20 protein-coding genes and 1 tRNA gene are annotated in these 23,310 nt (G+C 73.6%); 12 read left to right on the top strand and 9 right to left on the bottom strand.

The window, feature by feature from the left end; all coding sequences use genetic code 11:
* Positions 1 to 75 precede the first annotated feature (75 nt).
* The gene (locus ABZ340_RS06665) at positions 76 to 438 is read left to right on the top strand and encodes a YciI family protein (protein ID WP_358780647.1); all 363 of its coding nucleotides are present in this window, start codon (positions 76 to 78) and stop codon (positions 436 to 438) included.
* A complete protein-coding gene (locus tag ABZ340_RS06660) occupies positions 435 to 1,697 on the top strand; it encodes a DUF6596 domain-containing protein (RefSeq protein ID WP_358780646.1) in 1,263 nt (420 codons plus the stop codon). The genes ABZ340_RS06665 and ABZ340_RS06660 overlap by 4 nt, the downstream gene beginning before the upstream one ends.
* A 197-nt stretch (positions 1,698 to 1,894) precedes the next feature.
* On the opposite strand, the gene mscL is transcribed toward ABZ340_RS06660, so the two are convergent.
* The 6 genes from mscL to ABZ340_RS06630 form a co-directional block, all read right to left on the bottom strand.
* Positions 1,895 to 2,407, bottom strand: a complete 513-nt coding sequence (gene mscL, locus ABZ340_RS06655) for a large conductance mechanosensitive channel protein MscL (RefSeq protein WP_358780645.1) — start codon at positions 2,405 to 2,407, stop codon at positions 1,895 to 1,897.
* Positions 2,408 to 2,545: 138 nt separating this feature from the next.
* Positions 2,546 to 3,079 (bottom strand): RcpC/CpaB family pilus assembly protein, encoded by a 534-nt coding sequence (locus ABZ340_RS06650; protein ID WP_358780644.1) that lies wholly within the window; start codon positions 3,077 to 3,079, stop codon positions 2,546 to 2,548.
* A gap of 458 nt (positions 3,080 to 3,537) precedes the next feature.
* Positions 3,538 to 4,380, bottom strand: a complete 843-nt coding sequence (locus ABZ340_RS06645; RefSeq protein WP_358780643.1) for an S-methyl-5'-thioadenosine phosphorylase — start codon at positions 4,378 to 4,380, stop codon at positions 3,538 to 3,540.
* Positions 4,381 to 4,562: 182 nt separating this feature from the next.
* On the bottom strand, positions 4,563 to 4,874 hold the full coding sequence (locus tag ABZ340_RS06640) for an FmdB family zinc ribbon protein (protein WP_358780642.1): 312 nt from the start codon (positions 4,872 to 4,874) through the stop codon (positions 4,563 to 4,565).
* Between the two features lie 67 nt (positions 4,875 to 4,941).
* On the bottom strand, positions 4,942 to 6,237 hold the full coding sequence (locus ABZ340_RS06635) for an MFS transporter (RefSeq protein WP_358780713.1): 1,296 nt from the start codon (positions 6,235 to 6,237) through the stop codon (positions 4,942 to 4,944).
* A 442-nt stretch (positions 6,238 to 6,679) separates the two neighbouring features.
* Positions 6,680 to 8,242 carry a potassium/proton antiporter gene (locus tag ABZ340_RS06630; RefSeq protein WP_358780641.1) on the bottom strand — a complete coding sequence of 521 codons (1,563 nt, stop codon included), beginning with the start codon at positions 8,240 to 8,242 and terminating at the stop codon, positions 6,680 to 6,682.
* A 346-nt stretch (positions 8,243 to 8,588) separates the two neighbouring features.
* Here ABZ340_RS06630 and ABZ340_RS06625 point away from each other — a divergent pair, with 346 nt between their 5' ends.
* Positions 8,589 to 11,438 carry a penicillin acylase family protein gene (locus ABZ340_RS06625; RefSeq protein WP_358780640.1) on the top strand — a complete coding sequence of 950 codons (2,850 nt, stop codon included), beginning with the start codon at positions 8,589 to 8,591 and terminating at the stop codon, positions 11,436 to 11,438.
* A 101-nt stretch (positions 11,439 to 11,539) separates the two neighbouring features.
* On the opposite strand, the gene ABZ340_RS06620 is transcribed toward ABZ340_RS06625, so the two are convergent.
* The gene (locus ABZ340_RS06620) at positions 11,540 to 12,154 is read right to left on the bottom strand and encodes a 5-formyltetrahydrofolate cyclo-ligase (RefSeq protein WP_358780639.1); all 615 of its coding nucleotides are present in this window, start codon (positions 12,152 to 12,154) and stop codon (positions 11,540 to 11,542) included.
* A gap of 91 nt (positions 12,155 to 12,245) precedes the next feature.
* Between ABZ340_RS06620 and galU the strand changes: the two genes are divergently transcribed.
* The 7 genes from galU to ABZ340_RS06585 all read left to right on the top strand — a co-directional run bounded on the left by galU (position 12,246) and on the right by ABZ340_RS06585 (position 17,835).
* Positions 12,246 to 13,148: a UTP--glucose-1-phosphate uridylyltransferase GalU gene (gene galU, locus ABZ340_RS06615; RefSeq protein ID WP_358780638.1), complete on the top strand. Its 903-nt coding sequence runs from the start codon at positions 12,246 to 12,248 to the stop codon at positions 13,146 to 13,148.
* A 5-nt stretch (positions 13,149 to 13,153) separates the two neighbouring features.
* The gene (gene glp / locus ABZ340_RS06610; protein ID WP_358780637.1) at positions 13,154 to 14,491 is read left to right on the top strand and encodes a gephyrin-like molybdotransferase Glp; all 1,338 of its coding nucleotides are present in this window, start codon (positions 13,154 to 13,156) and stop codon (positions 14,489 to 14,491) included.
* An 86-nt stretch (positions 14,492 to 14,577) separates the two neighbouring features.
* On the top strand, positions 14,578 to 15,087 hold the full coding sequence (moaC, locus tag ABZ340_RS06605; RefSeq protein ID WP_358780636.1) for a cyclic pyranopterin monophosphate synthase MoaC: 510 nt from the start codon (positions 14,578 to 14,580) through the stop codon (positions 15,085 to 15,087).
* Positions 15,084 to 15,584 (top strand): MogA/MoaB family molybdenum cofactor biosynthesis protein, encoded by a 501-nt coding sequence (locus tag ABZ340_RS06600; RefSeq protein WP_358780635.1) that lies wholly within the window; start codon positions 15,084 to 15,086, stop codon positions 15,582 to 15,584. Before moaC ends, ABZ340_RS06600 begins: the two co-directional genes overlap by 4 nt.
* Positions 15,585 to 15,604: 20 nt before the next feature.
* Complete coding sequence (locus tag ABZ340_RS06595; RefSeq protein ID WP_358780634.1) at positions 15,605 to 16,270, top strand: GNAT family protein; 666 nt, start codon at positions 15,605 to 15,607, stop codon at positions 16,268 to 16,270.
* Positions 16,271 to 16,443: 173 nt separating this feature from the next.
* Positions 16,444 to 17,661: a gephyrin-like molybdotransferase receptor GlpR gene (glpR, locus tag ABZ340_RS06590; RefSeq protein ID WP_358780633.1), complete on the top strand. Its 1,218-nt coding sequence runs from the start codon at positions 16,444 to 16,446 to the stop codon at positions 17,659 to 17,661.
* A gap of 100 nt (positions 17,662 to 17,761) precedes the next feature.
* A tRNA-Ala gene (locus ABZ340_RS06585) sits at positions 17,762 to 17,835 on the top strand.
* A gap of 164 nt (positions 17,836 to 17,999) precedes the next feature.
* On the opposite strand, the gene ABZ340_RS06580 is transcribed toward ABZ340_RS06585, so the two are convergent.
* Positions 18,000 to 20,414, bottom strand: coding sequence for an ABC transporter permease (locus ABZ340_RS06580; RefSeq protein WP_358780632.1), 2,415 nt, complete (start codon positions 20,412 to 20,414; stop codon positions 18,000 to 18,002).
* Positions 20,408 to 21,166 carry an ABC transporter ATP-binding protein gene (locus ABZ340_RS06575; RefSeq protein WP_358780631.1) on the bottom strand — a complete coding sequence of 253 codons (759 nt, stop codon included), beginning with the start codon at positions 21,164 to 21,166 and terminating at the stop codon, positions 20,408 to 20,410. The genes ABZ340_RS06580 and ABZ340_RS06575 overlap by 7 nt, the downstream gene beginning before the upstream one ends.
* Positions 21,167 to 21,396: 230 nt before the next feature.
* Between ABZ340_RS06575 and ABZ340_RS06570 the strand changes: the two genes are divergently transcribed.
* Positions 21,397 to 22,677, top strand: a complete 1,281-nt coding sequence (locus ABZ340_RS06570) for a sensor domain-containing protein (protein ID WP_358780630.1) — start codon at positions 21,397 to 21,399, stop codon at positions 22,675 to 22,677.
* On the top strand, positions 22,641 to 23,309 hold the full coding sequence (locus ABZ340_RS06565) for a response regulator transcription factor (RefSeq protein ID WP_358780629.1): 669 nt from the start codon (positions 22,641 to 22,643) through the stop codon (positions 23,307 to 23,309). Before ABZ340_RS06570 ends, ABZ340_RS06565 begins: the two co-directional genes overlap by 37 nt.
* The last annotated feature ends 1 nt before the right edge of the window (position 23,310 follow it).

The following is a 23,310-nucleotide window of genomic DNA, read 5'->3' as shown; positions in this document are numbered from 1 at the left end:
GAGGACCCGTTTCCCGCTCCGACCAAGGGGTGACAGCGCGCCGACGGGGCGCGCGGGAGCGAGGGGACACCCGAGATGAAGTACGTCGCGATGATCTACGGCAACCAGGCCAAGTGGGACTCCTTCCCGGCCGAGGCGTGGCCGGAGGCGATCGCGAAGCAGGAGGCGTTCAACAAGAAGTACCGCGAGAGCGGTGAACTGCTGGGCGCCTACGGTCTGGCGGACGCGGCCAACGCCCAGCTCGTGCGCCGCGAGGACGGCGTCCCGGCGGTCACCGACGGCCCGTACCTGGAGACCAAGGAGTACATCGCCAGCTTCTACCTGCTGGACTGCGACAGCCTGGAGCGGGCGCAGGCGATCGCCGCGGACATGCCGTTCGCCGACGTGGAGCCGGTCGAGCTGTGGCCGGTGCTGCACGAGTCCGCGGCGGACGCGTGACCGCCGGGCGCCATGCCGCCGAGGACCTGCTGCGCGAGCTGGCGCCGCAGGTCCTCGGCGCGCTCGTACGCCGCTACGGCGTCTTCGACGCGTGCGAGGACGCGGTCCAGGAAGCCCTGCTGGCCGCCGCCCTGCAGTGGCCCGAGGCCGGCGTCCCGGACAATCCCCGGGGCTGGCTGGTCACCGTCGCCTCCCGCAAGCTGGTCGACCAGGTCCGCAGCGACAGCGCCCGCCGGCGCCGCGAGGACACCCTCGCCCTGGCCACTCCGCAGGCCGAACTGCTCGGTCACGCCGCCGACACCGTGCCCGACGCGGATCGGGACGACTCGCTGGTCCTGCTGTTCCTGTGCTGCCACCCCGCGCTGTCACCGGCCAGCCGGATCGCGCTGACCCTGCGCGCGGTCGGCGGCCTGACCACCGCGCAGATCGCCGCGGCCTTCCTGGTGCCCGAGGCGACCATGGCCCAGCGCATCAGCCGGGCCAAGCAGACCCTCAAGGCGTCCGGCGCCTCCCTGGCCGTGCCCGAGGGCGCCGACCTCACCGAGCGGCTGGCCGAGGTGCGGCACGTGCTCTATCTGGTCTTCAACGAGGGGTACACCACCACCGGCGGTAACGACGACACCGGCCTGACCGCGCCGGAACTGTCCGCCGAAGCGATCCGGCTGACCCGGATGCTGCACCGCCTGGTGCCCGACGACACCGAGACCGCGGGCCTCCTCGCGCTGATGCTGCTCACCGACGCGCGCCGCCCCGCCCGCACCGGCCCCTCCGGTGAAGTGGTGCCGCTGGCGGAACAGGACCGCGGCCTGTGGGACCGCCGCGCCATCGCCGAGGGAGTCGGCCTGATCAGCCGGACCCTGCCGCGCGGCCGGGTCGGCCCGTACCAACTGCAGGCGGCCATCGCGGCCGTGCACGACGAGGCCGAGGACACCGATACCACCGACTGGCCTCAGATCCTCGCCCTGTACGAGATCCTGGAACGGTTCGGGCCGAACCCGATGGTCTCCCTCAACCGCGCGGTCGCCGTCGCCATGGTCCACGGCCCGGCCGCGGGGCTCGACCTGGTCACGGAGCTGGAGGCCGACAAGCGCACGGCCCGCCACCACCGGCTGCTCGCCACTCGTGCCCACCTCCTCGAACTCCTCGGCGAACACGAGGCCGCGGCGGCCTCCTACCGCGAAGCCGCCCGCCGCACCGCCAGTGCCCCCGAGCGCCGCCACCTCAGCGCCCGTGCCCACCGTCTGGAGGCCCGTGCGTGACGCGCCGTGGCGGCGGGGACGGGCGCTCACCCCGCCGCGACGGAGACGGGCCCGCCGCCCTGCCGTCAGACGATCGCTCGACGACAGGCAGGGTCCGTTCCTCCGTACGGAAGGACCCCGAGGGCGGATCTGATCCATGAGCGGGTCTCGACCGCCCGGCAGCCGCTCGACGGCGGCCAGGGCGCTCCGGCGGTCCCCTACTCCGCCTGCCCTGCCTGCCCTGCCTGCCCCGTCTGCCCTGTCTGTCCCGTCCGCCCTGAGCTCCGCTGCGCCACCAGCGCGTCGCGGATCTCCTTGAGCACCTCCAGCTCGGTGACCTCCACGACCTCCTTCGTGCCCTCCTTGGCCTTCCTGCGGGCCTCCTGCCGGGCCAGGTACTTCGACATGGGCAGCACCATCAGGAAGTAGACGACGGCCGCGGTGATCAGGAAGGTGAGGGTGGCGCCGAGGACCGAGCCCCACAGGATCCGGACGCCCGTGGCGGTGTCCCCGGTGCCGGTGCACGGGCCTTTGAGGCAGGAGCTGTAGCTGTCCAGGTTCTTGGTGCCGAACGCGCCGACCAGCGGATTGATGATCCCCTTCACCACGGAGTTCACGATGTTGGTGAAGGCGGCACCGATGACCACCGCCACCGCCAGGTCGACGACGTTCCCGCGCATCAGGAAGGCCTTGAAGCCCTGCCAGACACTCGGCTCCTTCTTCTCGCTCACCTCGGGGGTTCTCCTCGCACGCACAGGGTGTGAAACAAAACGCTCCGCAACCTACGTGAGCGTTGGGCCATCCTGCCCAATCCGTTCCCTCGATCGAGGGAATTGACAGCAGGCGGCGAAGGAAGGCGAGGACGCGGCTCACCACAGGGTCACCGCCAACCGTGCCGTGACGCCCGCCCCGGCGAGGCGGGCCGCGGTGGCGCGCGGCACCGAGAGCACGACCAGTGCCCCGTTCCCCTCCGGATCGGCGGCCCTCTCTGGTGCCTCTGGCGCCTCCGGCACCTTCGTCACCCGCGCCCCGCGAGCGACGACCCGTGCCTCACCGCCGGTCGCGGTGTCCTCGGCGGCGATGACGTCGACCCGGTCGCCCGGCCGTAGCAGCCGGACCGTCGCCGCGTCGGCGATCCGCACCGGTGCCGCCACCGTGCCGGCGGCATGGCGCGGTCGTACGGGGCGCTCCCGTGCGGGCGCCGTGGCCGGCTGCGCGTGGGCGGGACGGGACGCCTGCCCCTGCGGATGCCCGCGGGCCCGGTCGGTGTCCCGCGGGCCGACCGCCACCAAGACCGCCGCGGTCACGGCGAGGCCGACGGCCACGGTCCGCCTGCGGTGCCGCACCAGCCGGTGCAGCGGATACCTCCCGCCGCGCACCCGCACGGGGTCGAACTGCGGCACCTCACAGGTGGGCGGGGTGTCGGCGCCGAGCGGGTGCGGGGGAGCGGGGGAAGAGGCGGGAGGGGAAGGAGCGGAAGGAAGGGAGGAAGAGAAGGGCGGGGAGGAGTGGGCGAAGGGCACGGAGACCACCACCTGCGACGAGGGACCGGCTGGCGCTCTCCACGATGAAGCCTCGCGCCACCGCCTGCCGGAGCCCGTGCGTTACCAGCCGGTTGTGGACAACTCCCTCACCCGAACGAACAGTTCCAAGGCCACCCTGTCCGTGTCCGCCCGTACTCGTCAGCCCGCCTGCGCCTGTCCGTGTCCGCCCGTACTCGTCAGTCCACCTGCGCCTGTCCGTGTCCGCCCGTACTCGTCAGTCCACCTGCGCCTGTCCGCGTCCGCCCGTACTCGTCAGCCCGCCTGCGCCTGCCCGCGTCCGCCCGCGCTCGCCGGTCCACCCGTCCACACCCGCCCGTCTACGGCAGCGTGATCCCCGGGTCCATCCCGCCCAGCGCCGTCGCGCACGGGCAGTCCCGCTCCCCGGCCGCCGGCAGGGCGGCCACCGCGTCGAACAGCACGCCCCGCAGCCGGTCGACGTTGGCCGCGAACACCCGCAGCACCTCGTCGTGCGAGACCCCCTCGCCGGTCTCGGCGCCGGCGTCGAGGTCGGTGACCAGGGTCAGGGAGGTGTAGCACAGCTCCAGCTCGCGGGCGAGGGCCGCCTCGGGGTGGCCGGTCATGCCCACCACCGACCAGCCCTGCGCCTGGTGCCAGAGCGATTCGGCGCGGGTCGAGAAGCGTGGTCCCTCGACCACGACCAGCGTGCCGCCGTCCACCGGTTCCCAGTCCCGGCCCCGCGCCGCCTTCAGCGCGGCGGCCCGTCCGGCGGGGCAGTACGGGTCGGCCAGCGACACGTGCACCACGTTCGGCACGGTGCCGTCGGGCAGCGGCAGTCCGTCGAAGTAGGTCGAGACCCGGGACTTCGTACGGTCGACGAACTGGTCCGGCACCAGCAGCGTGCCCGGCCCGTACTCGGGGCGCAGGCCGCCGACCGCGCAGGGGCCGAGGACCTGGCGCACGCCGGCGGACCTGAGCGCCCACAGGTTGGCCCGGTAGTTGATGCGGTGCGGCGGCAAGTGGTGGCCGCGTCCGTGCCGGGGCAGGAAGGCGACCCGCCGGCCGGCGACCTCGCCGAGGAAGAGGGAGTCACTGGGAGGCCCGTACGGGGTGTCCACCTGGACTTCGGTCACGTCGTCGAGGAACGAGTAGAAACCGGATCCGCCGATCACGCCGATCTCGGCGTTCAGGTTGTTCGCCATGCCCGCACCCTAGCCGCCGCCCCGGACGCGCCGGAGGCCGCCGCCGGGAAACAGCCAGACCCCGAAAACAGCCAGGCCCCGAAAACAGCCGGACCCCGGAAACAGCCAGGCCCCCGGAAACACCGGGACCCCGCCGCCGTCGGCGACAGGGTCCCGTGAAAAGCGCAGTGAGCCGGGCGGCCTCAGGCGGCGGTGCTGCCGGCCGAGCTGCCAGCGCTCGACGACCCGGAGTCCGAGGACGACGAGGACGACGAAGAAGAGGACGAAGACGCCGAGGGGGACGACTTCGACGACGCCGGCGAGCTGCTCGACGAGGAGCCGCGGCTGTCGTTCCGGTAGAAGCCGGAGCCCTTGAAGACGATGCCGACCGCCGAGAACACCTTCTTCAGGCGGCCCTTGCAGCTCGGGCACTCGGTCAGGGCGTCGTCGGTGAACTTCTGCACCGCCTCGAGGCCCTCGCCGCACTCGGTGCACTGGTACTGGTAGGTCGGCACTGTCTTCCTCCTGGCACTCTCACTCAATGAGTGCTAACGACGATCCATAGTGACGTATTCCGTGGGATCAGTCCACTGCGGCGGGGGCGCGGTGACCGACACCACGTGCGACGGTACGGCCGTGGGGGCGCGCCGCCAGGCGGGACCGCAGCGTCAGCAGGGTCACCAGGGCCAGCACCGTGCCGCCCATCGGGACCAGGAACCCGGCGCCGCCCCAGAAGCGGTCCTCCAGCTGTCCGGAGACCGTCACGGCGGCGGCCTGGCCGAGCGCCACCGCGCCCGTCAGCCAGGTGAACGCCTCGGTGCGGGCACCGGCCGGGACCAGGCCCTCGACCAGCGTGTAGCCGGTGATCAGGGCGGGTGCGATGCACATGCCGACCAGCAGGCCGAGGCCGGCGAGGACGAGCACCGAGTGCGCGGCCCACAGGCCGGACGCGGTCAGCGCGAGGGCGGTGTAGCCGACGAGCAGGCGGCGCTGCGGGGACACCTTCCAGGCGATGGCGCCGCAGACGACGCCGGAGAGCATGTTGCCCGCGGCGAAGATGCCGTACAGGACGCCGTTCAGGCCGGGCTCGCCGATCGACTCGGTGAACGCGGCGAGCGAGACCTGCATGCCGCCGAAGACGGAGCCGATGCCCAGGAAGGTCACGATCAGCACGCGCACCCCGGGGACGCGCAGTGCGGAGACGTGCTCCACGCGCGCGTGCCCGCCGTCGGCGCCGCCGACCGGCGGCTGGGTGCTCTTCTGCGCGGCGAACAGCAGACCGCCGACCAGGGTCAGCGCGGCCTCCGTGACCAGGCCGGCGGCCGGGTCCACGGCCGTGCACAGGGCGGTGGCCAGCAGCGGGCCGACGACGAAGGTCAGCTCGTCGGTGACGGACTCGAAGGCCGCCGCGGTGGTCATCAGGGGAGAGCCCTTGAGCTTCACGCCCCAGCGGGCGCGCACCATGGGCCCGATCTGCGGCACCGAGGCGCCCGTGGGCACGGCGGCCACGAACAGGGCCCACAGGGGCGCGTCCGCGAGGGCGAGGGCGGTCAGGGTCAGGCCCGACACCGCGTGCACCAGCACGCCGGGGAGCAGGACGGCGCGCTGCCCGTAACGGTCGGCGAGCCGGCCGCTGTAGGGGGCGAACACCGCCATGGAGACACCGGTGACGGCCGCCGCGGCGCCCGCCGCGCCGTAGGAGCCGGTCGTGTGCTGCACCAGCAGCACGATGGAGAGCGTCAGCATCGCGAACGGCTGGCGTGCCGCGAAGCCGGGCAGCAGGAACGTCCAGGCGCCGCGGGTGCGCAGCAGCTGCCCGTATCCCGGGCGGGAGGGGGCCGCCGAGGTCTTCGGCTGCCCGGCGTCCATCGAGTCCATCGAGTTCTGCGAGTTCTTCGAGTCCATCGAGTTCTTCGACGTGGTGACCGTGGGTCCCACGGCCGTGCCTTTCCGCCGCCTGGTAGCGCGGCCCCTCGAAGCGGGGGTGTGGGCGCCGAGAGCTGTCCTCTTGCGCGGACTGCGGTAGATACCGGCGCCCATTGCGGGAGGGGGCGTTCCGGCCGCCATACGGTCGCGCCAGCTCTGCGTCAGGCAGAGTTGGTTCGATCAGGTGTGACGCCTTCATACTACAGAGGCCACGGACGGCGCCTCCTGTGAAAACGAGCACTCCGCACGCTTTCACCTGCGATTACCGCCCTCCACGAGGACCGCTTCCCCGCGCTCACCGCCCTCCGCGAGGACCGCCTCCCCGCGCTCACCGCCCCCCGCTAGGGCCGTCCCTCCGCGCTCACCGCCCCCCCCCCACAAGGACAGCCCCCGCTCACAGCCCCCTGCGAGGACCGTTCACCTCCCCCGCCGTGCCCAGCCACCCGGCGAGCTTGCCGCCCCGGGTGACGGCCCGCAGCCGCTTCTCGGCGGCGTCCCGTACCGGGTCGGTGGCGACCACGAGCAGTTCGTCCCCGCGCCGCAGCACCGTCGTGGGCAGCGGCACGAACGACGTGCCCTCGCGGACGACGAGGGTGACGGCCGCCCCGGCCGGCAGCCGCAGCTCGTTGATCTCGACGCCGTGCATGCGCGACCCCTCGGGGATCGTCACGGACAGCAGATGCCCGCGCAGCCGCTCCAGCGGCGCCGACTCGATGCCGAGGTCGGCGGCCTCCGAGTCGTCGCCCAGGCGGAGCCTGCGGGCCAGCCACGGCAGCGTCGGCCCCTGGATCAGGGTGTAGACGACGACCAGTACGAAGACGATGTTGAAGATCCGGCGGCTGTCCGCGACGCCCTCCACCATGGGGATGGTCGCCAGGATGATGGGCACCGCGCCGCGCAGCCCCGCCCAGGACATCAGCGTCTGCTCCTGCCAGGGCACCCGGAACGGCAGCAGGCACGCCACGACGCTCAGCGGGCGGGCCACCATGGTCAGCACCAGCCCGATGAGGAGGGCGGGCAGGATGTCGTCGCCCAGTTCGCTCGGGGTGACCAGCAGGCCGAGCAGGACGAACATGCCGATCTGCGCCAGCCAGCCGAGCCCTTCGGCGAACCCGCGCGTGGCGGGCCAGTGCGGGAGCCGCGCGTTGCCCATGACCATCGAGGCGAGGTAGACGGCCAGGAAGCCGCTGCCGTGGGCGAGGGCGCCCGCCGCGTACGCCGTGACCGCGATCGCCATGACCGCGATCGGATACAGGCCGGAGGCGGGCAGGGCCACGTGCCGCAGGCCCCAGGAGCCCAGCCAGCCGACCGCCAGCCCGAGGGCCGCGCCGATGGCCAGCTCCATCGCTATCACGCCCAGCAGCACGTACCAGTGGTCCACCGGCCCGGCGGTGGAGAAGGAGACGACGAGGATGACCACGGGGGCGTCGTTGAAGCCGGACTCGGCCTCCAGCGTGCCCGTCACGCGCGCGGGCAGGGGGATGCGGCGCAGTACCGAGAAGACGGCCGCCGCGTCCGTGGAGGACACCACCGCCCCGATGATCAGTGCCTGCCGCCACTCCAGCCCGACCAGGTAGTGGGCCGCCGCGGCCGTCACCCCGACGCTCACCGCGACCCCGGCCAGCGCCAGCGCGGAGGCGGCCGGCAGGGCCGGCCTGATCTCCTTCCACTTCGTGCCCAGGCCGCCCTCGGCCAGGATCACGACCAGGGCCGCGTACCCGATGACCTGGGTCAGCTCGGCGTTGTCGAAGTGGATGTCGCCGATGCCGTCCTGGCCCATGGCGATGCCGATGGCCAGGTAGACGAGCAGGCTGGGCAGCCCGCTGCGCGAGGAGATCCGCACCGCCGCGACGGCGACGAGCAGGACGAGCGAGCAGACGAGCAGGAGCTGGTTGAGGTGGTGGACAGTCAGCGGCCGTTCCCTTCCCTGGTGTACGCCCCGGTGTACCCGTGCCACGCATGTGTGCGCCCGCCGGTCGCGTGGGAGAGGCACGCGGTCCGCGCGGGGCGGCGTACATGGTGCGGGCGAGTGGTGGACGTGTGAGGCGGGCATGGGCGCACGAGGGCGCCACACCACACCTCTCCATGGCACACGGAGTCACCGCATCCGTGACCGACTACTTCGTTACCTTACCTAACTCTTGACGATTTCTTGACGCTCGCCTTGGCAAGATCGAACGCCCGTCCGCGCCGGTTCCCGACTCCGCGTCAAGGGGGACCGGGCCCTGCGCCTATGGTTGCTCCAGCGCTCAGTCAGAATTTCAGCCCGACCTGCCGCTCGTGTTAGGACAGCAAGGACAGCGATGCCCCCCACCAACACCGCCTCTTCGGGTAAGCCGCCCGGCAAGTCCGGCAGGAAGAAGGGGCGCAAGGCCCGACTGATCATCCTCGTGCTGGTGCTGGCCGTCATCGGCGGCCTCGCCTACGGGGGCTACTGGTCGGTCGGCACCGTCCGTGCCTCCTTCCCGCAGACCAAGGGCTCGATCACGCTGGAGGGCCTGTCGGGCCCCGTCGACGTCAAGCGCGACGGCTACGGCATCCCGCAGATCTACGCCTCCTCCGACGAGGACCTGTTCATGGCGCAGGGCTACGTCCAGGCGCAGGACCGGTTCTACGAGATGGACGTGCGCCGCCACATGACGGCCGGGCGCCTGTCGGAGATGTTCGGCGAGGGCCAGGTCGACAACGACGAGTTCCTGCGCACGCTGGGCTGGCACCGGATCGCGAAGGAGGAGTACGACACCAAGCTGTCGGACTCCACCAAGAAGTACCTCCAGGCCTATGCCAAGGGGGTCAACGCGTACCTGGAGGGCAAGGACGGCGAGGACATCTCCCTGGAGTACGCCGCCCTGGGGTTCACCAACGACTACAAGCCCGAGAAGTGGACGCCGGTCGACTCGGTCGCCTGGCTGAAGGCGATGGCGTGGGACCTGCGCGGCAACATGCAGGACGAGATCGACCGCGCCCTGATGACCAGCCGCCTCGGCCCGAAGCAGATCGCCGACCTGTACCCGCAGTACCCCTACAGCCGCAACAAGGCGATCGTCCAGGAGGGCCAGTACAACGAGCTCACCGAGACGTTCGAGGCCGGTGGCGGCGGTGCCTCGTCCGGCTCCGGCGGCACCTCCACGGGCGGCACGGGCCTGTCCGGATCGGCCGGCACCGGCGCGGGTGCCGGAACCGGCACTTCGGGCACCACCGGCACAGGCACGGGAACCGGCACGGGCACGGGCACGGGTACGGCGGGCGCCTCCGCCCTGCAGAGCCAGCTCTCCGGCCTCCAGGACGTCCTGGACGACCTGCCCACCGCCGTCGGCGTGAACGGCAACGGCATCGGCTCCAACTCCTGGGTGATCAGCGGCGAGCACACCATCACCGGCAAGCCGCTGCTGGCCAACGACCCGCACCTGGCGCCGTCGCTGCCCTCGGTCTGGTACCAGATGGGCCTGCACTGCCGCAGCGTCTCCGCCAAGTGCCGGTACGACGTCGCCGGCTACACCTTCGCGGGCATGCCGGGCGTGATAATCGGCCACAACCAGGACATCGCCTGGGGCCTGACCAACTCCGGCGTCGACGTCTCCGACCTGTACCTGGAGAAGATCACCGGCAACGGCTACCAGCTCGACGGCAAGGTGGTGCCGTTCAAGACGCGCGAGGAGACCATCAAGGTCGCCGGCGGCGCGTCCAAGAAGATCGTGGTCCGGGAGACCGACAACGGCCCCCTGCTGTCCGACCGCGACGACGAACTGGTGAAGGTCGGCAAGAAGGCCACCGTCGACACCGCCGCCCCCGACCGCGGCGACGGCTACGGCGTCGCCCTGCGCTGGACCGCGCTGGAGCCCGGCCGGACCATGGACTCCGTCTTCGCCATGGACCGGGCGGAGAACTGGCAGGACTTCCGCGAGGCCGCCGCGCTGTTCGAGGTGCCCTCGCAGAACCTGATCTACGCCGACACCGACAACCACATCGGCTACACCCTGCCCGGGAAGATCCCCACGCGCGCGAAGGGGCACGACGGCTCCATCCCCGCGCCGGGCTGGGACTCCGACTACCGCTGGACCGGGTACATCGACCAGGACAAGCTGCCCTACGAGTACGACCCGGAGCGCGGCTACATCGTCACCGCCAACCAGGCCGTCGTCGACCAGGACGAGTACCCCTACACGCTCACCACGGACTGGGGCTACGGCACCCGCAGCCAGCGGATCACCGACCTGATCCAGCAGAAGATCGACGACGGCGGCAAGATCTCCACCGACGACATGCGGCAGATGCAGCTCGACAACAGCAGCGAGATCGCCAAGCTGCTCGTGCCGAAGCTGCTGAAGATCGACACGGGGGACAAGGACGTCCGCCAGGCGCAGAAGCTGCTGGAGGGCTGGGACTACACGCAGGACGCCGACTCGGCCGCCGCCGCCTACTTCAACGCGGTCTGGCGCAACATCCTCAAGCTGGCCTTCGGCAACAAGCTGCCCAAGGAACTGCGGGTGAAGGGCCAGTGCCTGTGGGTGGACCCGGTCAACACCACCGGGCCCGCGGACGACACCGAGAAGGTCCGCGAGTGCGGCCGGCGCGCCGCCGCGCAGGCGCAGCCCGACGGCGGCGACCGCTGGTTCGAGGTGGTCCGCACCCTGATGGACGACCCGGACAGCGACTGGTGGACGACGCCGAAGTCGGGCACCCGCCCCGGCGCCGACAACCGCGACGAGCTGTTCAAGCGCGCCATGATCGACGCCCGCTGGGAGCTGACCGCCAAGCTCGGCAAGGACATCGACACCTGGAGCTGGGGCCGCCTGCACCGCCTGTTCCTGAAGAACCAGACCCTGGGCACCGAGGGTCCCGGCTTCCTCCAGTACGCCCTCAACCGCGGCCCCTGGAAGCTCAGCGGCGGCGAGGCGGCGGTCAACGCCACCGGCTGGAACGCGGCCGGCGGCTACGGGGTGGTGTGGGTGCCGTCCATGCGGATGGTGGTCAACCTCGGCGACCTCGACAAGTCCCGCTGGATCAACCTCACCGGCGCCTCCGGGCACGCCTACAGCGCCCACTACACCGACCAGACGAGCAAGTGGGCCAAGGGCGAACTGCTGACGTGGTCGTTCTCGGACAAGGCGGTCGACGACAGCACGAGCGACACACTGGTGCTCAAGCCCTGACCCCGGGCCCGGACGGGGAAGCGACACGGAAAACGGCCTCCACGCACGCGTGGAGGCCGTTTTCCGTTACCGATGCACCCGGCCCCCCGACCGGGCCCGCGTCAGCGGAACCTGCGCACCCCCGACGGCGTCACCACCGCGTCCACCGGCCGGTCGTGCGGCTCGGCGGGGACCCGCGCGACGACCTCGGCGTCGTACAGCAGCACCACCAGCGCGGGCCGCGCGCCCGCCCGCTCCAGGCGCGCCAGGACCCGGTCGTACGACCCGCCGCCGCGCCCCAGCCGCAGACCGCGCCCGTCGACGGCCAGCCCCGGCAGCAGCACCACGTCGGCCCCGGTCACGGCATCCGGGCCCAGGCGCTCGCCGGCCGGTTCCAGCAGCGCCATCCGCCCGCCGTGCCGCACGCGCGCGAGGGAGCCCTCCCCGCCGTACTCGCCCCAGTCCAGGTCGTTGTCGGGCAGCAGCACCGGCAGCAGGACGCGCACACCCCGCGCGCGCAGCGCGTCCAGCAGCGCGAGCGTCCCGGGTTCGGTGCCCACGGAGACATACGCCGCCACCGTGCGCGCGTGCGCCACCTCCGGCAGTTCCAGCGCCCGCCCGGCCAGCGCGACGGCCGCCTCCCGCACGTCGTCCCCGGTCAGCCCGTTCCGCGCCGCGAGCACCTCCCGCCGCAGGGACCGCTTGTCAGGCCCGGCCGCACGCCCGTCGTGGCTCATGTAGCCTCCCTCCATTCACAGTGTGCTCATATGAGCGGCAATTGCCCCGGAGGTGCCGATTCCGTGCAAGGCACCGGATAAGGTGGCCGCCATGACTCAGTTGCACCCCAGGATCAGCAAGGCTGTCATCCCCGCAGCCGGCCTCGGCACCCGGTTCCTGCCGGCCACGAAAGCCACTCCCAAGGAGATGCTGCCGGTCGTCGACAAGCCGGCGATCCAGTACGTGGTGGAGGAGGCCGTGGCCGCCGGCCTCGACGACGTCCTCATGGTGACGGGCCGCAACAAGCGCCCCCTGGAGGACCACTTCGACCGCAATTACGAACTGGAGTCCGCCCTCGAGAAGAAGGGCGACGCCGAGCGGCTGGCCAAGGTCCAGGAGTCCAGCGACCTCGCGACCATGCACTACGTCCGCCAGGGCGACCCCAAGGGCCTCGGCCACGCCGTGCTGTGCGCCGCCCCGCACGTGGGGGACGAGCCCTTCGCGGTCCTGCTCGGCGACGACCTGATCGACCCGCGCGACCCGCTGCTCCAGCGCATGATCGACGTGCAGGAGCAGTACGGCGGCAGCGTCATCGCCCTCATGGAGGTCGCCCCGGAGCAGATCCACCTCTACGGCTGCGCCGCCGTGGAGACCACCGAGGACGCCGACGTGGTCAAGGTCTCCGGGCTGGTCGAGAAGCCCGACCCGGCCGACGCCCCCTCCCACTACGCCATCATCGGCCGCTACGTCCTCGACCCGCACGTCTTCGACATACTGCGCACCACCGAGCCGGGCCGCGGTGGCGAGATCCAGCTCACCGACGCCCTCCAGCAGCTCGCCGCGGACGAGAAGGTCGGCGGTCCGGTGCACGGCGTGGTCTTCAAGGGCCGCCGCTACGACACCGGCGACCGCGGCGACTATCTGCGTGCCATTGTCAGACTCGCGTGCGAACGTGAGGACCTGGGCCCGGACTTCCGGACCTGGCTCCGCAGTTACGTAGCCGAGGAGATGTAGGAACGTTGAGCAGCGCCGCGCCCCGCACCACCGGCCACGACCCCGCCGGACCGGACCGCCTCTGGTCGGTCGACGACCACCTGGAGGACATCCTCGCCACCGTCCGCCCCCTGGAGCCCATCGAGCTGAACCTGCTCGACGCCCAGGGCTGCGTCCTGGTCGAGGACGTCACGGTGCCCGTCTCCCTGCCGCCGTTCGACAACAGCTCCATGGACGGGTACGCGGTGCGGGTCGCGGACGTCGCGGGCGCGAGCGAGGAGTACCCGGCCGTCCTGGAGGTCGTCGGCGACGTCGCGGCCGGTCAGGCCGACCCGCCCTCCGTGGGACCCGGCCAGGCCGCCCGCATCATGACCGGCGCCCCGCTGCCGCCCGGCGCCGAGACCGTCGTCCCCGTGGAGTGGACCGACGGCGGCCTGGGCGGCGGCCCGGTGAGCGGCATGCGCGCCCGCGCCCTCGCGCCCGAGGGCGCCGAGGGGCACGTGCACGTGTACCGCCCGGCCGGGGCCGGCGCGCATGTGCGCGCCCGGGGCAGCGACGTCGAGGCCGGTGACCGCGCCCTGGCGGCCGGCACGGTCCTCGGCCCGCCGCAGATCGCCCTGCTCGCCGCGATCGGCCGCGGCACGGTCCGGGTCCGCCCGCGCCCGCGCGTGGTCGTCCTGTCCACCGGCAGCGAACTCGTCCAGCCCGACGAGCAACTGGGCAGCGGTCAGATCTACGACTCCAACAGCTTCGCCCTCACCGCCGCCGCCCGCGACGCCGGCGCGATCGCCTACCGCGTGGGCGCCGTCGCCGACGACGCCGAGACCCTCCGCGACACGATCGAGGACCAGCTGGTCCGCGCCGACCTGATGGTCACCACCGGCGGCGTGAGCGTCGGCGCGTACGACGTCGTCAAGGAGGCCCTCGCCCACGTCGGCGACGAGGACGAGCCGGGCGCGGGCGTGGAGTTCCGCAAGCTGGCCATGCAGCCCGGCAAGCCCCAGGGCTTCGGCTCGATCGGCCCCGACCACACCCCGCTGCTGGCCCTGCCCGGCAACCCGGTCTCCTCCTACGTCTCCTTCGAGCTGTTCGTCCGCCCCGCCATTCGCACCCTCATGGGCCTGGAGGACGTCCACCGGCCGACCGCCCGCGCGACCCTGGCCGCCGACAAGGCGCTGACCTCGCCGAAGGGCCGCCGGCAGTTCCTGCGCGGCCGATACGCCGACGGCACCGTCACCCCGGTCGGCGGCGCCGGATCCCACCTCGTCGCGGCCCTCGCCCACGCCGACGCGCTGATCGTCGTCCCCGAGGACACCGAGTCGGTCGAGCCCGGCGCCGAGGTCGAGGTGGTCCTGCTCGGCTGACCCGCGGGAGTTGGCGGTACCGTGTCGCGCACAGCAGGCCCGCGCGCCGCACCGCGCCGGGCCCGGACCGGGAGCGCCACACGAGCATGAGCACGCAGGACCGACGTACGCAGGACCCAGGTACGCAGGAACGGCTGACGCACATCGACGAGGCGGGCGCCGCCCGCATGGTCGACGTGTCGGGGAAGGACGTGACCGCGCGCACCGCCCGCGCGAGCGGACGCGTCCTCGTGGCGCCCCGCGTCGTCGAGCTGCTGCGCGGCGAGGGCGTCCCCAAGGGCGACGCCCTGGCCACCGCGCGGATCGCGGGCATCATGGGCGCCAAACGGACCCCCGATCTGATCCCGCTGTGCCACCCTCTGGCGCTGTCGGGTGTGAAACTGGACCTGTCGGTCGCGGACGACGCCGTGGAGATCCGGGCCACCGTGAAGACGACGGACCGCACGGGCGTCGAGATGGAGGCCCTCACCGCGGTCTCCGTCGCCGCGCTCACCGTGATCGACATGGTGAAGGCGGTCGACAAGGGAGCGGTCATCACGGACGTGCGGGTGGAGGAGAAGACGGGCGGCAAGTCGGGCGACTGGAGCCGGTCATGACGTACCGCGCGCTGGTGGTCACGGCCTCCAACCGGGCCGCCGCCGGGGTCTACGAGGACCGGGGCGGCCCGCTGATCGCCGACGGCCTGCGGCGCCTGGGGTTCGCCGTCGACGGCCCGCGGGTCGTCCCCGACGGCGACCCGGTCGAGGCCGCCCTGCGGGAGGGCGTCGCCGCCGGGTACGACGCCATCGTCACCACCGGCGGCACGGGCATCTCGCCCACCGACCGCACCCCGGAGGCGACCCGCGCGGTGATCGACCGCGAGGTGCCGGGCATCGCGGAGGCCATCCGGGCGTACGGCCGGGACAAGGTGCCGACCGCGGTGCTCTCCCGGGGCCTGGCCGGAGTGGCGAAGGGCACGCTGATCGTCAACCTGCCGGGGTCCACCGGCGGGGTCAAGGACGGGCTGGCCGTGCTGGAGCCCCTGCTGGTCCACGCCGTCGACCAGATCCGCGGCGGCGACCACCCCGGGTCCGGCGGCGGGGGTGCGAGCTGAACGGCGCGCCCTGGCCCGCGGTGCTGGCGGACGGCGATGTCCTCCTCCGGCCGATAAAACTGCGCGACCAGCGGGCCTGGCGTGAGGTCAACCGGCGCAACCGGGACTGGCTGCGCCCCTGGGAGGCGACCATTCCGCCGCCCACGCCGAGCGGGCCGGTCACGCACCGGCCGACCTACCGCCAGATGGTCCGCCACCTGAGGTCCGAGGCGAACGCGGGCCGGATGCTGCCGTTCGTCGTCGAGTACCAGGGCCGCCTGGTGGGCCAGTTGACGGTGGCCGGGATCACCTGGGGCTCGATGTGCTCGGGGCACATCGGCTACTGGGTGGACGAGGCGGTGGCCGGCCGCGGGGTGATACCGACGGCCGTCGCGCTGGTCGTGGACCACTGTTTCCGCACCGTCGGCCTGCACCGCGTCGAGGTCTGCATTCGCCCCGAGAACGGACCGAGCCGCCGGGTCGTGGAGAAACTCGGATTCCGCGAGGAGGGCCTGCGCCCGCGTTATCTCCACATCGACGGCGCCTGGCGCGACCACCTCGTCTTCGCCCTGACCGCGGAAGAGGTCCCGGAGGGACTCCTGAGCCGCTGGCACCGCACCCGCGCCCAGCGCGAACAGAACGTCCAGAACGCGCAGAACGGGCATAACGCTTCGGGGAATCCCACCCGCCCCGGAAACTGGAATTGAATAAATGTTCGAAATTGATCGGGTGGCGACCGCGGCGAGGTATTGAAATTCGCGGGCCTGGTGTCCGAGTGATCACATCGGTCACAAAAAAAGTTCGAAATATCAGCCAGATCGTGCGACACACCGGCGCAATTGGCAGATGGCCTCATGCAAACCCCTCTACCGTGTGAGGCGTGAGCAGCAGCGGCCTCATCTACGCAGTCATCGTCGGGGCCTGGGCCGCCTACTTGGTGCCGATGTGGCTCCGTAGGCAGGACGAGCTGAACGAAGCCCGTCCGACGGAACGCTTCAGCACCGCCATCCGGCTCCTGTCCGGACGGGCGGGCATGGAGCGCCGGTACGCCAAGGACCTGCGGGCGCGCTCCGCCGAGGAGGCGGAGTACGACGTCGACCCGGACGCCGTCACCGACTCGGTGGACGTCCGGGCCTTCGCCGTGTCCCGGACCCGCCGGCAGGCCCAGGTGGCCGTGCAGCCGCCCGCCCCCGAACGGACCGGGCCCGCGCACGGGGAGACGGGCGAGCCGGTCCACGACGACGAGCGCGAACCGGCCCCCGCGCCGTCCCGGGGACCGGGACGAGCCGCCCGCCCCACGCCCTCCGCACAGGCGGCTGCGGCACGCGCCCGGCGTTCGAAGGTGCTCGCGCGCCGCCGGCGCACCACCGTGGTGCTGTTCCTCGCCTTCACCCTCGGGTCGATCGTCGCCGCCGTCGGCGGACTCGCGTTCCTGTGGGCGCCCGGCGTGCCCGCCGTGCTGCTCAGCGCGTACATCGCCTACCTGCGCCGCCAGGAGCGCCGCCGCTTCGCCTTCCAGATGGACCGCCGCCGTGCCGAGGTCGCGGCGCAGCGCCTGCGGGAACGCCGCCAGCCGCGCCGCCGCCCCGCCGCCGGCCCGGCGGCCGACCCCGACGCCGAGGAGCCCGACGAGGGCCCCGGGGCGGAGACCGACCCCGGCCTGTCGGCGCTCGCCGCCGACCGGCGGGCGCTGGTGGAGCAGACCGACCACGCCGAGTGGGTCGACCAGCAGCGGGAACGGCAGCGGCGGCCCGGCCAGGGCGAGAGCTGGGAGCCCGTACCGGTGCCGCTCCCGACGTACGTCACCGCCCCCGTCGCCCCGCGCGCCACGCCCGACGTGGACCTCGGCGCCCCGGACGCCTGGAGTTCGGCGCGGTCCAGCTCCGTGGCCCCGGAGGCGGACGGGTCCGCCCCCGCCCCGACGGCCGAGGGTCTCGTGCCGGCTCCCGAGCCGGCCCGGTCCGACGACCGGGCGGAGGGACCGGCCCGCCCCGGGTCCCGCCGTGCCGCCTCCGCCCGCCGCGCCCGCGAACGCGGCCGTACGCCCCTCTTCGACCAGTACGAGGACGGCGACCGGCCGCGCGCCGCCAACGAGTAGGCCGCTGCGCCCCGATGTGACCTGCGTCGCTCCTGGGCGCCGTGACGGGCGCGGGTTTTTGAGCAGGCCGATCGGGATGCTAAAGTTTCACTCGTTGCAAGGGCCTGTGGCGCAGTCCGGTAGCGCACCTCGTTCGCATCGAGGGGGCCAGGGGTTCAAATCCCCTCAGGTCCACCGCAGCGCCGATCCCGAGTCAGCTCGGGTTCGGTTGACGAAATCCCGCACGATCTTCGGATCGGGCGGGATTTCGTCGTTTACGGGGGCGTGTGCCGCTCCGGCCGGGATCGCCGCCGCCCGCCGCGCCGTCGGCATCACCGTCCGGGCGGACCGACGGGCCGTCAGCGGCGCAGGGCCAGGCCCGCCGGTACCACCGCCGACACCACCGCGATCACCGCGCACGCCCCGGCCGCCGCGCCGAGGGCGGGCCACGGCAGGGCCGTCCCGGCCGGGGCCGACAGCAGGCGCAGGGCGCCGTCCATGCCGAGCAGGTTCAGGGCCGCCACCAGGACCCCCAGCACACCGCCGACGGCGGTGACGGTCAGGGACTCGGCGGCGACCAGGCGCAGCACCTGGGCGCGGGTGGCGCCCGCCAGGCGCAGGGACGCGAACTCCCGCCGCCGGTCGGAGGTCGCCATGACCAGGGTGCCCGCCAGCGCGATGCCCGCGTAGAGCAGGGCGATCCCGAGGACCAGCAGGAAGCCCGCCCGGGTCCGGCCGTCCGTGTGCGGGGACGTCTCCCGCAGCCAGGCGCCGGCGGTGAGCACCCGGCCGCCCGAGGAGCGCGCCGCCTCCCGCAGCGCCGCCGCCACCGCGGCCCGGTCCGCGCCGTCCGCCACCCGCACCTCGGCCCGGTCGGGCACGGCGCCCGGCGCGTTGGCCGCGGTGACGTACACGCCGTTGTCACCCGTGCCGGCCGGCATCACCGCGGCGATCCGCAGCGTCCGGCGCGTCCCGTCGCCGAGCCAGACGTCCACGCGCTGCCCGACGGTGTGCCGCTCCCACTCCTCGTTGACGATGATCGAGCCGTCGTCGAGGCCGGTGACCCGGCCGTCCGCCAGCGGCAGCCGGGCCGTCGCCGCGAGCGCCGCCGGGTCGGCCGCGCGGGCCTCGGAGCGGACCAGGGCGACGCCCTCCTCCAGGACGTACACGGCGCTCGGCGCGGTCACGGACACCTCGGCGCCGGGTACCGCACGCAGCCGGCGCACCGCTGCCGGGTCCAGGCCGCCCGGTGCCGTCACCACGAGGTCGGCGGCGGTGCGCTGCCGCTGCTCCGCGGCCTGCGCCCGGTTCAGCGTCGCCGTCGCGCCGAGCAGCGATCCCGTCAGCGCCACCGTGACCAGCACGGGCGCCGCGACGGAGGCGGTGCGGCGGACGGCCGCGGCGGCGTTCTCCCGCACCAGCATCCCGCCCGCGCCGGGCAGCCGGGACGGCAGCCAGGCGATCAGCCGGACGAGCGGGCGCACCAGGAGCGGGGACAGCAGCGCCACCGCCGTGATCAGCAGCATCGGGCGGCTGATGTACGTCTTGCGGTGCAGCAGCTCGGCCGGGTCGGTCAGCAGGGCCGCGGCCAGGGTCGCCACGGCCGTCAGCAGCAGGGCCGTACCGCACAGCAGGCGGCCCCGGGTCAGGGTCCCGGCGTCGACGGACGCCTCGCGCAGCGCCTGGGCGGGGCCGGTGCGCCCGGCCCGCCAGGACGCGGCCACGACCCCGCCGAGCGCCACCGGCAGGCCCGTCCAGAAGGCGAGGTGGTACGGCCAGGTGTGGTCGCCGATGGCGAACCAGGCGGGCGCCAGGCCCTCCCGCACCACCCACGCGGCCAGGTGCGGGGCGGCGTACGCGCCCAGCGCGCAGCCCGTGGCCGAGGCGGCCACGCCGACCAGCAGCGCCTCCGCGCCCACCAGGCGGCGGACCTGGCCCGGGGTGGCGCCCGCCAGGCGCAGCAGCCCGAACTCCCGGCGCCGCTGGGCGACGGAGAAGGCGAATGTCGACGCCACCACGAACACCGACACGAAGGCGGCCACGCCGCCCGCCGTCCCGAACAGCGCGTTCAGCGCCGTGACCGCCTCCCGGTCGCGGTCCGGGTCGGCGTCCGCCAGGCGGCGGGCGTCCCCGGTGAGCACCCGGGCGGTGCCGCCCACCGCCTGCCGTACCCGGCCGGGGTCCGCGTCCACGACCAGCTGGGTGCTCACCGGCGCCAGCCGCGCGGCGCGCGCGTCGGTGTAGAAGACGGCCCGCTCGAAGCCGCGGTCGGCGGCCGTGCCCACCACGCGCACGGTGCCGTGACCGGTGCGCAGCCGCTCGCCGACCGCCGCCCAGGCGCCGGTGACCACCACCTCGTCGGCCGTCCGCGGCGCGCGGCCCGCGGTCAGGCCGTACGGGGCGAAGGCGGCCGTCGACCACGGGTGGCCCACCAGCGGGCCGGGCGCCCCCTCGGCCCGGACCGGGAAGGAGCGGTCCTCGGTGACCGGGCCCAGGGCGCGCAGCGCGGCCAGGGTCCGTTCCGGGACCGGGCGGGGGTGCGGCAGCGGCTTGCTGCGGACCCCGATCGGAGTGGACACGCTCAGGGTGTCCTGCCCCCGCACCACCACCGGCGCCGCGGCGAACCGCTCCGGGGCGCGCTGCGGGGCGTCGGCCGCCGAGGCCAGGGCCAGGCCCATCACGGCGAGCAGGGCCACGCCGAGCGCGAGGGCGACGAAGCTGCCGGTGAAGGTGGTCCAGCGGGTGCGCAGGGTGCGCAGGGCGATGCTCAGCACGGCAGGGTCTCCGAGGTGGTCAGCGGGGTCTCCAGGGTGGTCATGCGTGCCGCGATCTCCCCGGCCGGGGCGCCGGCCAGCTCGCCGTGGACCCGCCCGTCGACGAGGAAGACGACGCGGTCGGCCCAGGAGGCGGCGACCGGGTCGTGGGTCACCATCACGACCGTGCGGCCCTCGGCGTCGACCATGCCGCGCAGCAGCGCCAGCACCTCCCGGCCGGTCACCGAGTCCAGCGCGCCGGTCGGCTCGTCGCCGAACAGCACCTCCGGCCGGGTGATCAGGGCGCGGGCCAGTGCCACCCGCTGCTGCTGGCCGCCGGACAGCTGGGCGGGCCGGTGCCCGGCCCGCTCGGCGAGCCCGACCTGCCGCAGCACCTCCCGCACCTCGGCCCTGCGCGGGCGCCGGCCGGCCAGCCGCAGCGGCAGGGCGACGTTCTGCGCGGCGGTCAGGGACGGCACCAGGTTGTACGCCTGGAACACGAACCCGATCCGCTCGCGGCGCAGCAGGGTCAGCCGCCGCTCGCTCAGCCCGGTCAGCTCCGTCTCCCCGAGCCGCACCGAGCCCGCCGTGGGCCGGTCCAGCCCCGCCGCGCACTGCAGCAGGGTGGACTTGCCCGAGCCGGAGGGCCCCATGACGGCGGTGAAGGTGCCGCGCGGGAAGGCGAGCGAGACGCCGTCGAGCGCGGTCACCCGGCCCTCCCCCGAGCCGTACTGCCTGCGCACCGCGCGCAGTTCGATCGCGTTGGGTTCCATCTGTCCCCGTGCCCCCACTCGTTGCCGTGTTCGTCGCCGTACCGGTGTCGTCGTACCGGTGTCGTCGTACCGGTGTTCGTGCCGGTGTCTGCCGTGGGCTCCACGAAACCGCAGGACGGCACGGTGGATCAGTGCGGCAGGGGCGAGACTTGGGGTAGGGCCAGGCATACCCCCCGGCCTCCCGCCACGCCCATGGTGCGGGCGGGCGGCCCGCCCCTACGGTGATCCGCATGACGGTGTGGCGGGCGCTCGGCGAGCGCGGATACCTGGGGTCGGTCTGGCCCTGGCGGGCGGTGGCGTTCCTGGCGAGCGGGGCGCTGCTCGGCGCGGTCGTCCTGGTGGTGACCGTCAGCGGGGTCGTGGTCGGCGGAGCGCTCGCCGTCGTCCTGCTGGGGCTGCCGCTGCTGGTGCTCACCGCGCTGACCGGGATACCCGTGGCCGCCGTGGAGCGGTGGCGGCTGCGGCTGGCCGGGCTGGGCCCGGTGCCGGGCGGGCAGCACCGGGTGCCCGACCGGCACGGACTGGCGTCCTGGCTCACGACGCGGCTGCGCGAGGCGGTGACCTGGCGGGAGCTGGCGTACGCGGTGCTGCTGGGCCTGGTGCTGTGGCCGCTGGACGCGCTGGCCGTCCTGGCCGCCGTGGGCCTGCCGCTGTCCATGGTGGCCGCGCCGGTGCTGGTCGCCGTCGACGGCGAGGCGAAGGTGGTCAAGCTGTTCCTGGTGGACACCTGGGCGGGGGCCTGCGCGGTCGCCGCGCTCGGCCTGGTGCTGCTGGCGGCCGGCGCCTACGCCCTGGGCGTGGTGGCCGGGGTGCGGGCCGAGCTGGCGCGGGCGCTGCTCACCGCGAAGGACGGCGACAGCGACCGGGTCACCGAACTGGTGCGCTCCCGGGCCCGGCTGGTCGACGCGTTCGAGACGGAACGGCGGCGCATCGAACGCGACCTGCACGACGGGGCCCAGCAGCGGCTGGTCGCCCTCAGCATGACCCTGGGCCTGGCCCGCCTGGACGCCCCGCCCGGACCGCTCGCCGACCAGCTGGCCCAGGCCCACGAGGAGGCGGGCCGGGCCCTGGCCGAACTGAGGGAACTCATCCACGGCATCCACCCCAAGGTCCTCACCGACTACGGCCTCGAAGCCGCCGTCGCCGACGCCGCCGACCGCAGCCCGGTCCCCGTCGACCTCGACCTGGACCTGCCCGGACGGCTGCCCGGGCCGGTGGAGACGGCCGCGTACTTCGTGGTGTGCGAGGCCCTCGCCAACATCGCCAAGCACAGCGGGGCGGGCCGGGCCGAGGTGAGCGGCGGGTATGCCGACGGGCGGCTGGTCCTGGTGGTCCGCGACGACGGCCGCGGCGGGGCGGACGCGGACGGCGGCAGCGGCCTGACCGGACTCGCCGACCGGGTGTCGGTCCTCGATGGCAGACTCTCCCTGTCCAGCCCGCCGGGCGGACCGACCCTGCTGCGTGTGGAGATCCCTTGCCGGCCGACCGACCAGAACGCCCCCTGCGCATAGTCCTGGCCGAGGACAGCGTCCTGCTGCGCGAAGGACTCATCGGCCTGCTCACCCGCTTCGGGCACGAGGTCGTCGCCGCGGTCGGCGACGCGGACGCCCTGATCGCCGAGACCGCCGCGCACACACCCGACATCGTCGTGACGGACGTGCGGATGCCGCCCGGCTTCCAGGACGAGGGTCTGCACGCGGCGGTCCGGCTGCGCCAGGAGCGGCCCGGCCTGCCGGTGCTGGTGCTCAGCCAGTACGTGCAGCGGGCCTACGCCGGTGAACTGCTCGACTCCGGGGACGGCGCCGGCGTCGGCTACCTCCTCAAGGACCGGGTCGGCCAGGTCGAGCAGTTCATGGACGCGCTGGGCGAGGTGGCGTCCGGCGGCACGGTCGTCGACCCGGAGGTCGTACGGCAGCTGCTGCGCCGGCGCCGGGACCCGCTCGCGCGGCTGAGCCCGCGCGAGCGGGAGGTGCTGGCGCTGGTCGCCGAGGGCAGGTCCAACGGGGCGATCGCCCGGGAGCTGGTGGTGTCCGAGGCGGCCGTCGGCAAGCACATCGGCTCCATCCTCACCAAGCTGGACCTGCCGCCGGCCGACGACACCCACCGGCGGGTGCTGGCGGTGCTGGCCTTCCTGCGGGGGTGAG

The sequence above is a fragment of the Streptomyces sp. NPDC006134 genome (assembly GCF_040628835.1).
Taxonomy (GTDB): Bacteria; Actinomycetota; Actinomycetes; order Streptomycetales; family Streptomycetaceae; genus Streptomyces.
This window is presented reverse-complemented; position numbering and strand designations above follow the sequence as displayed.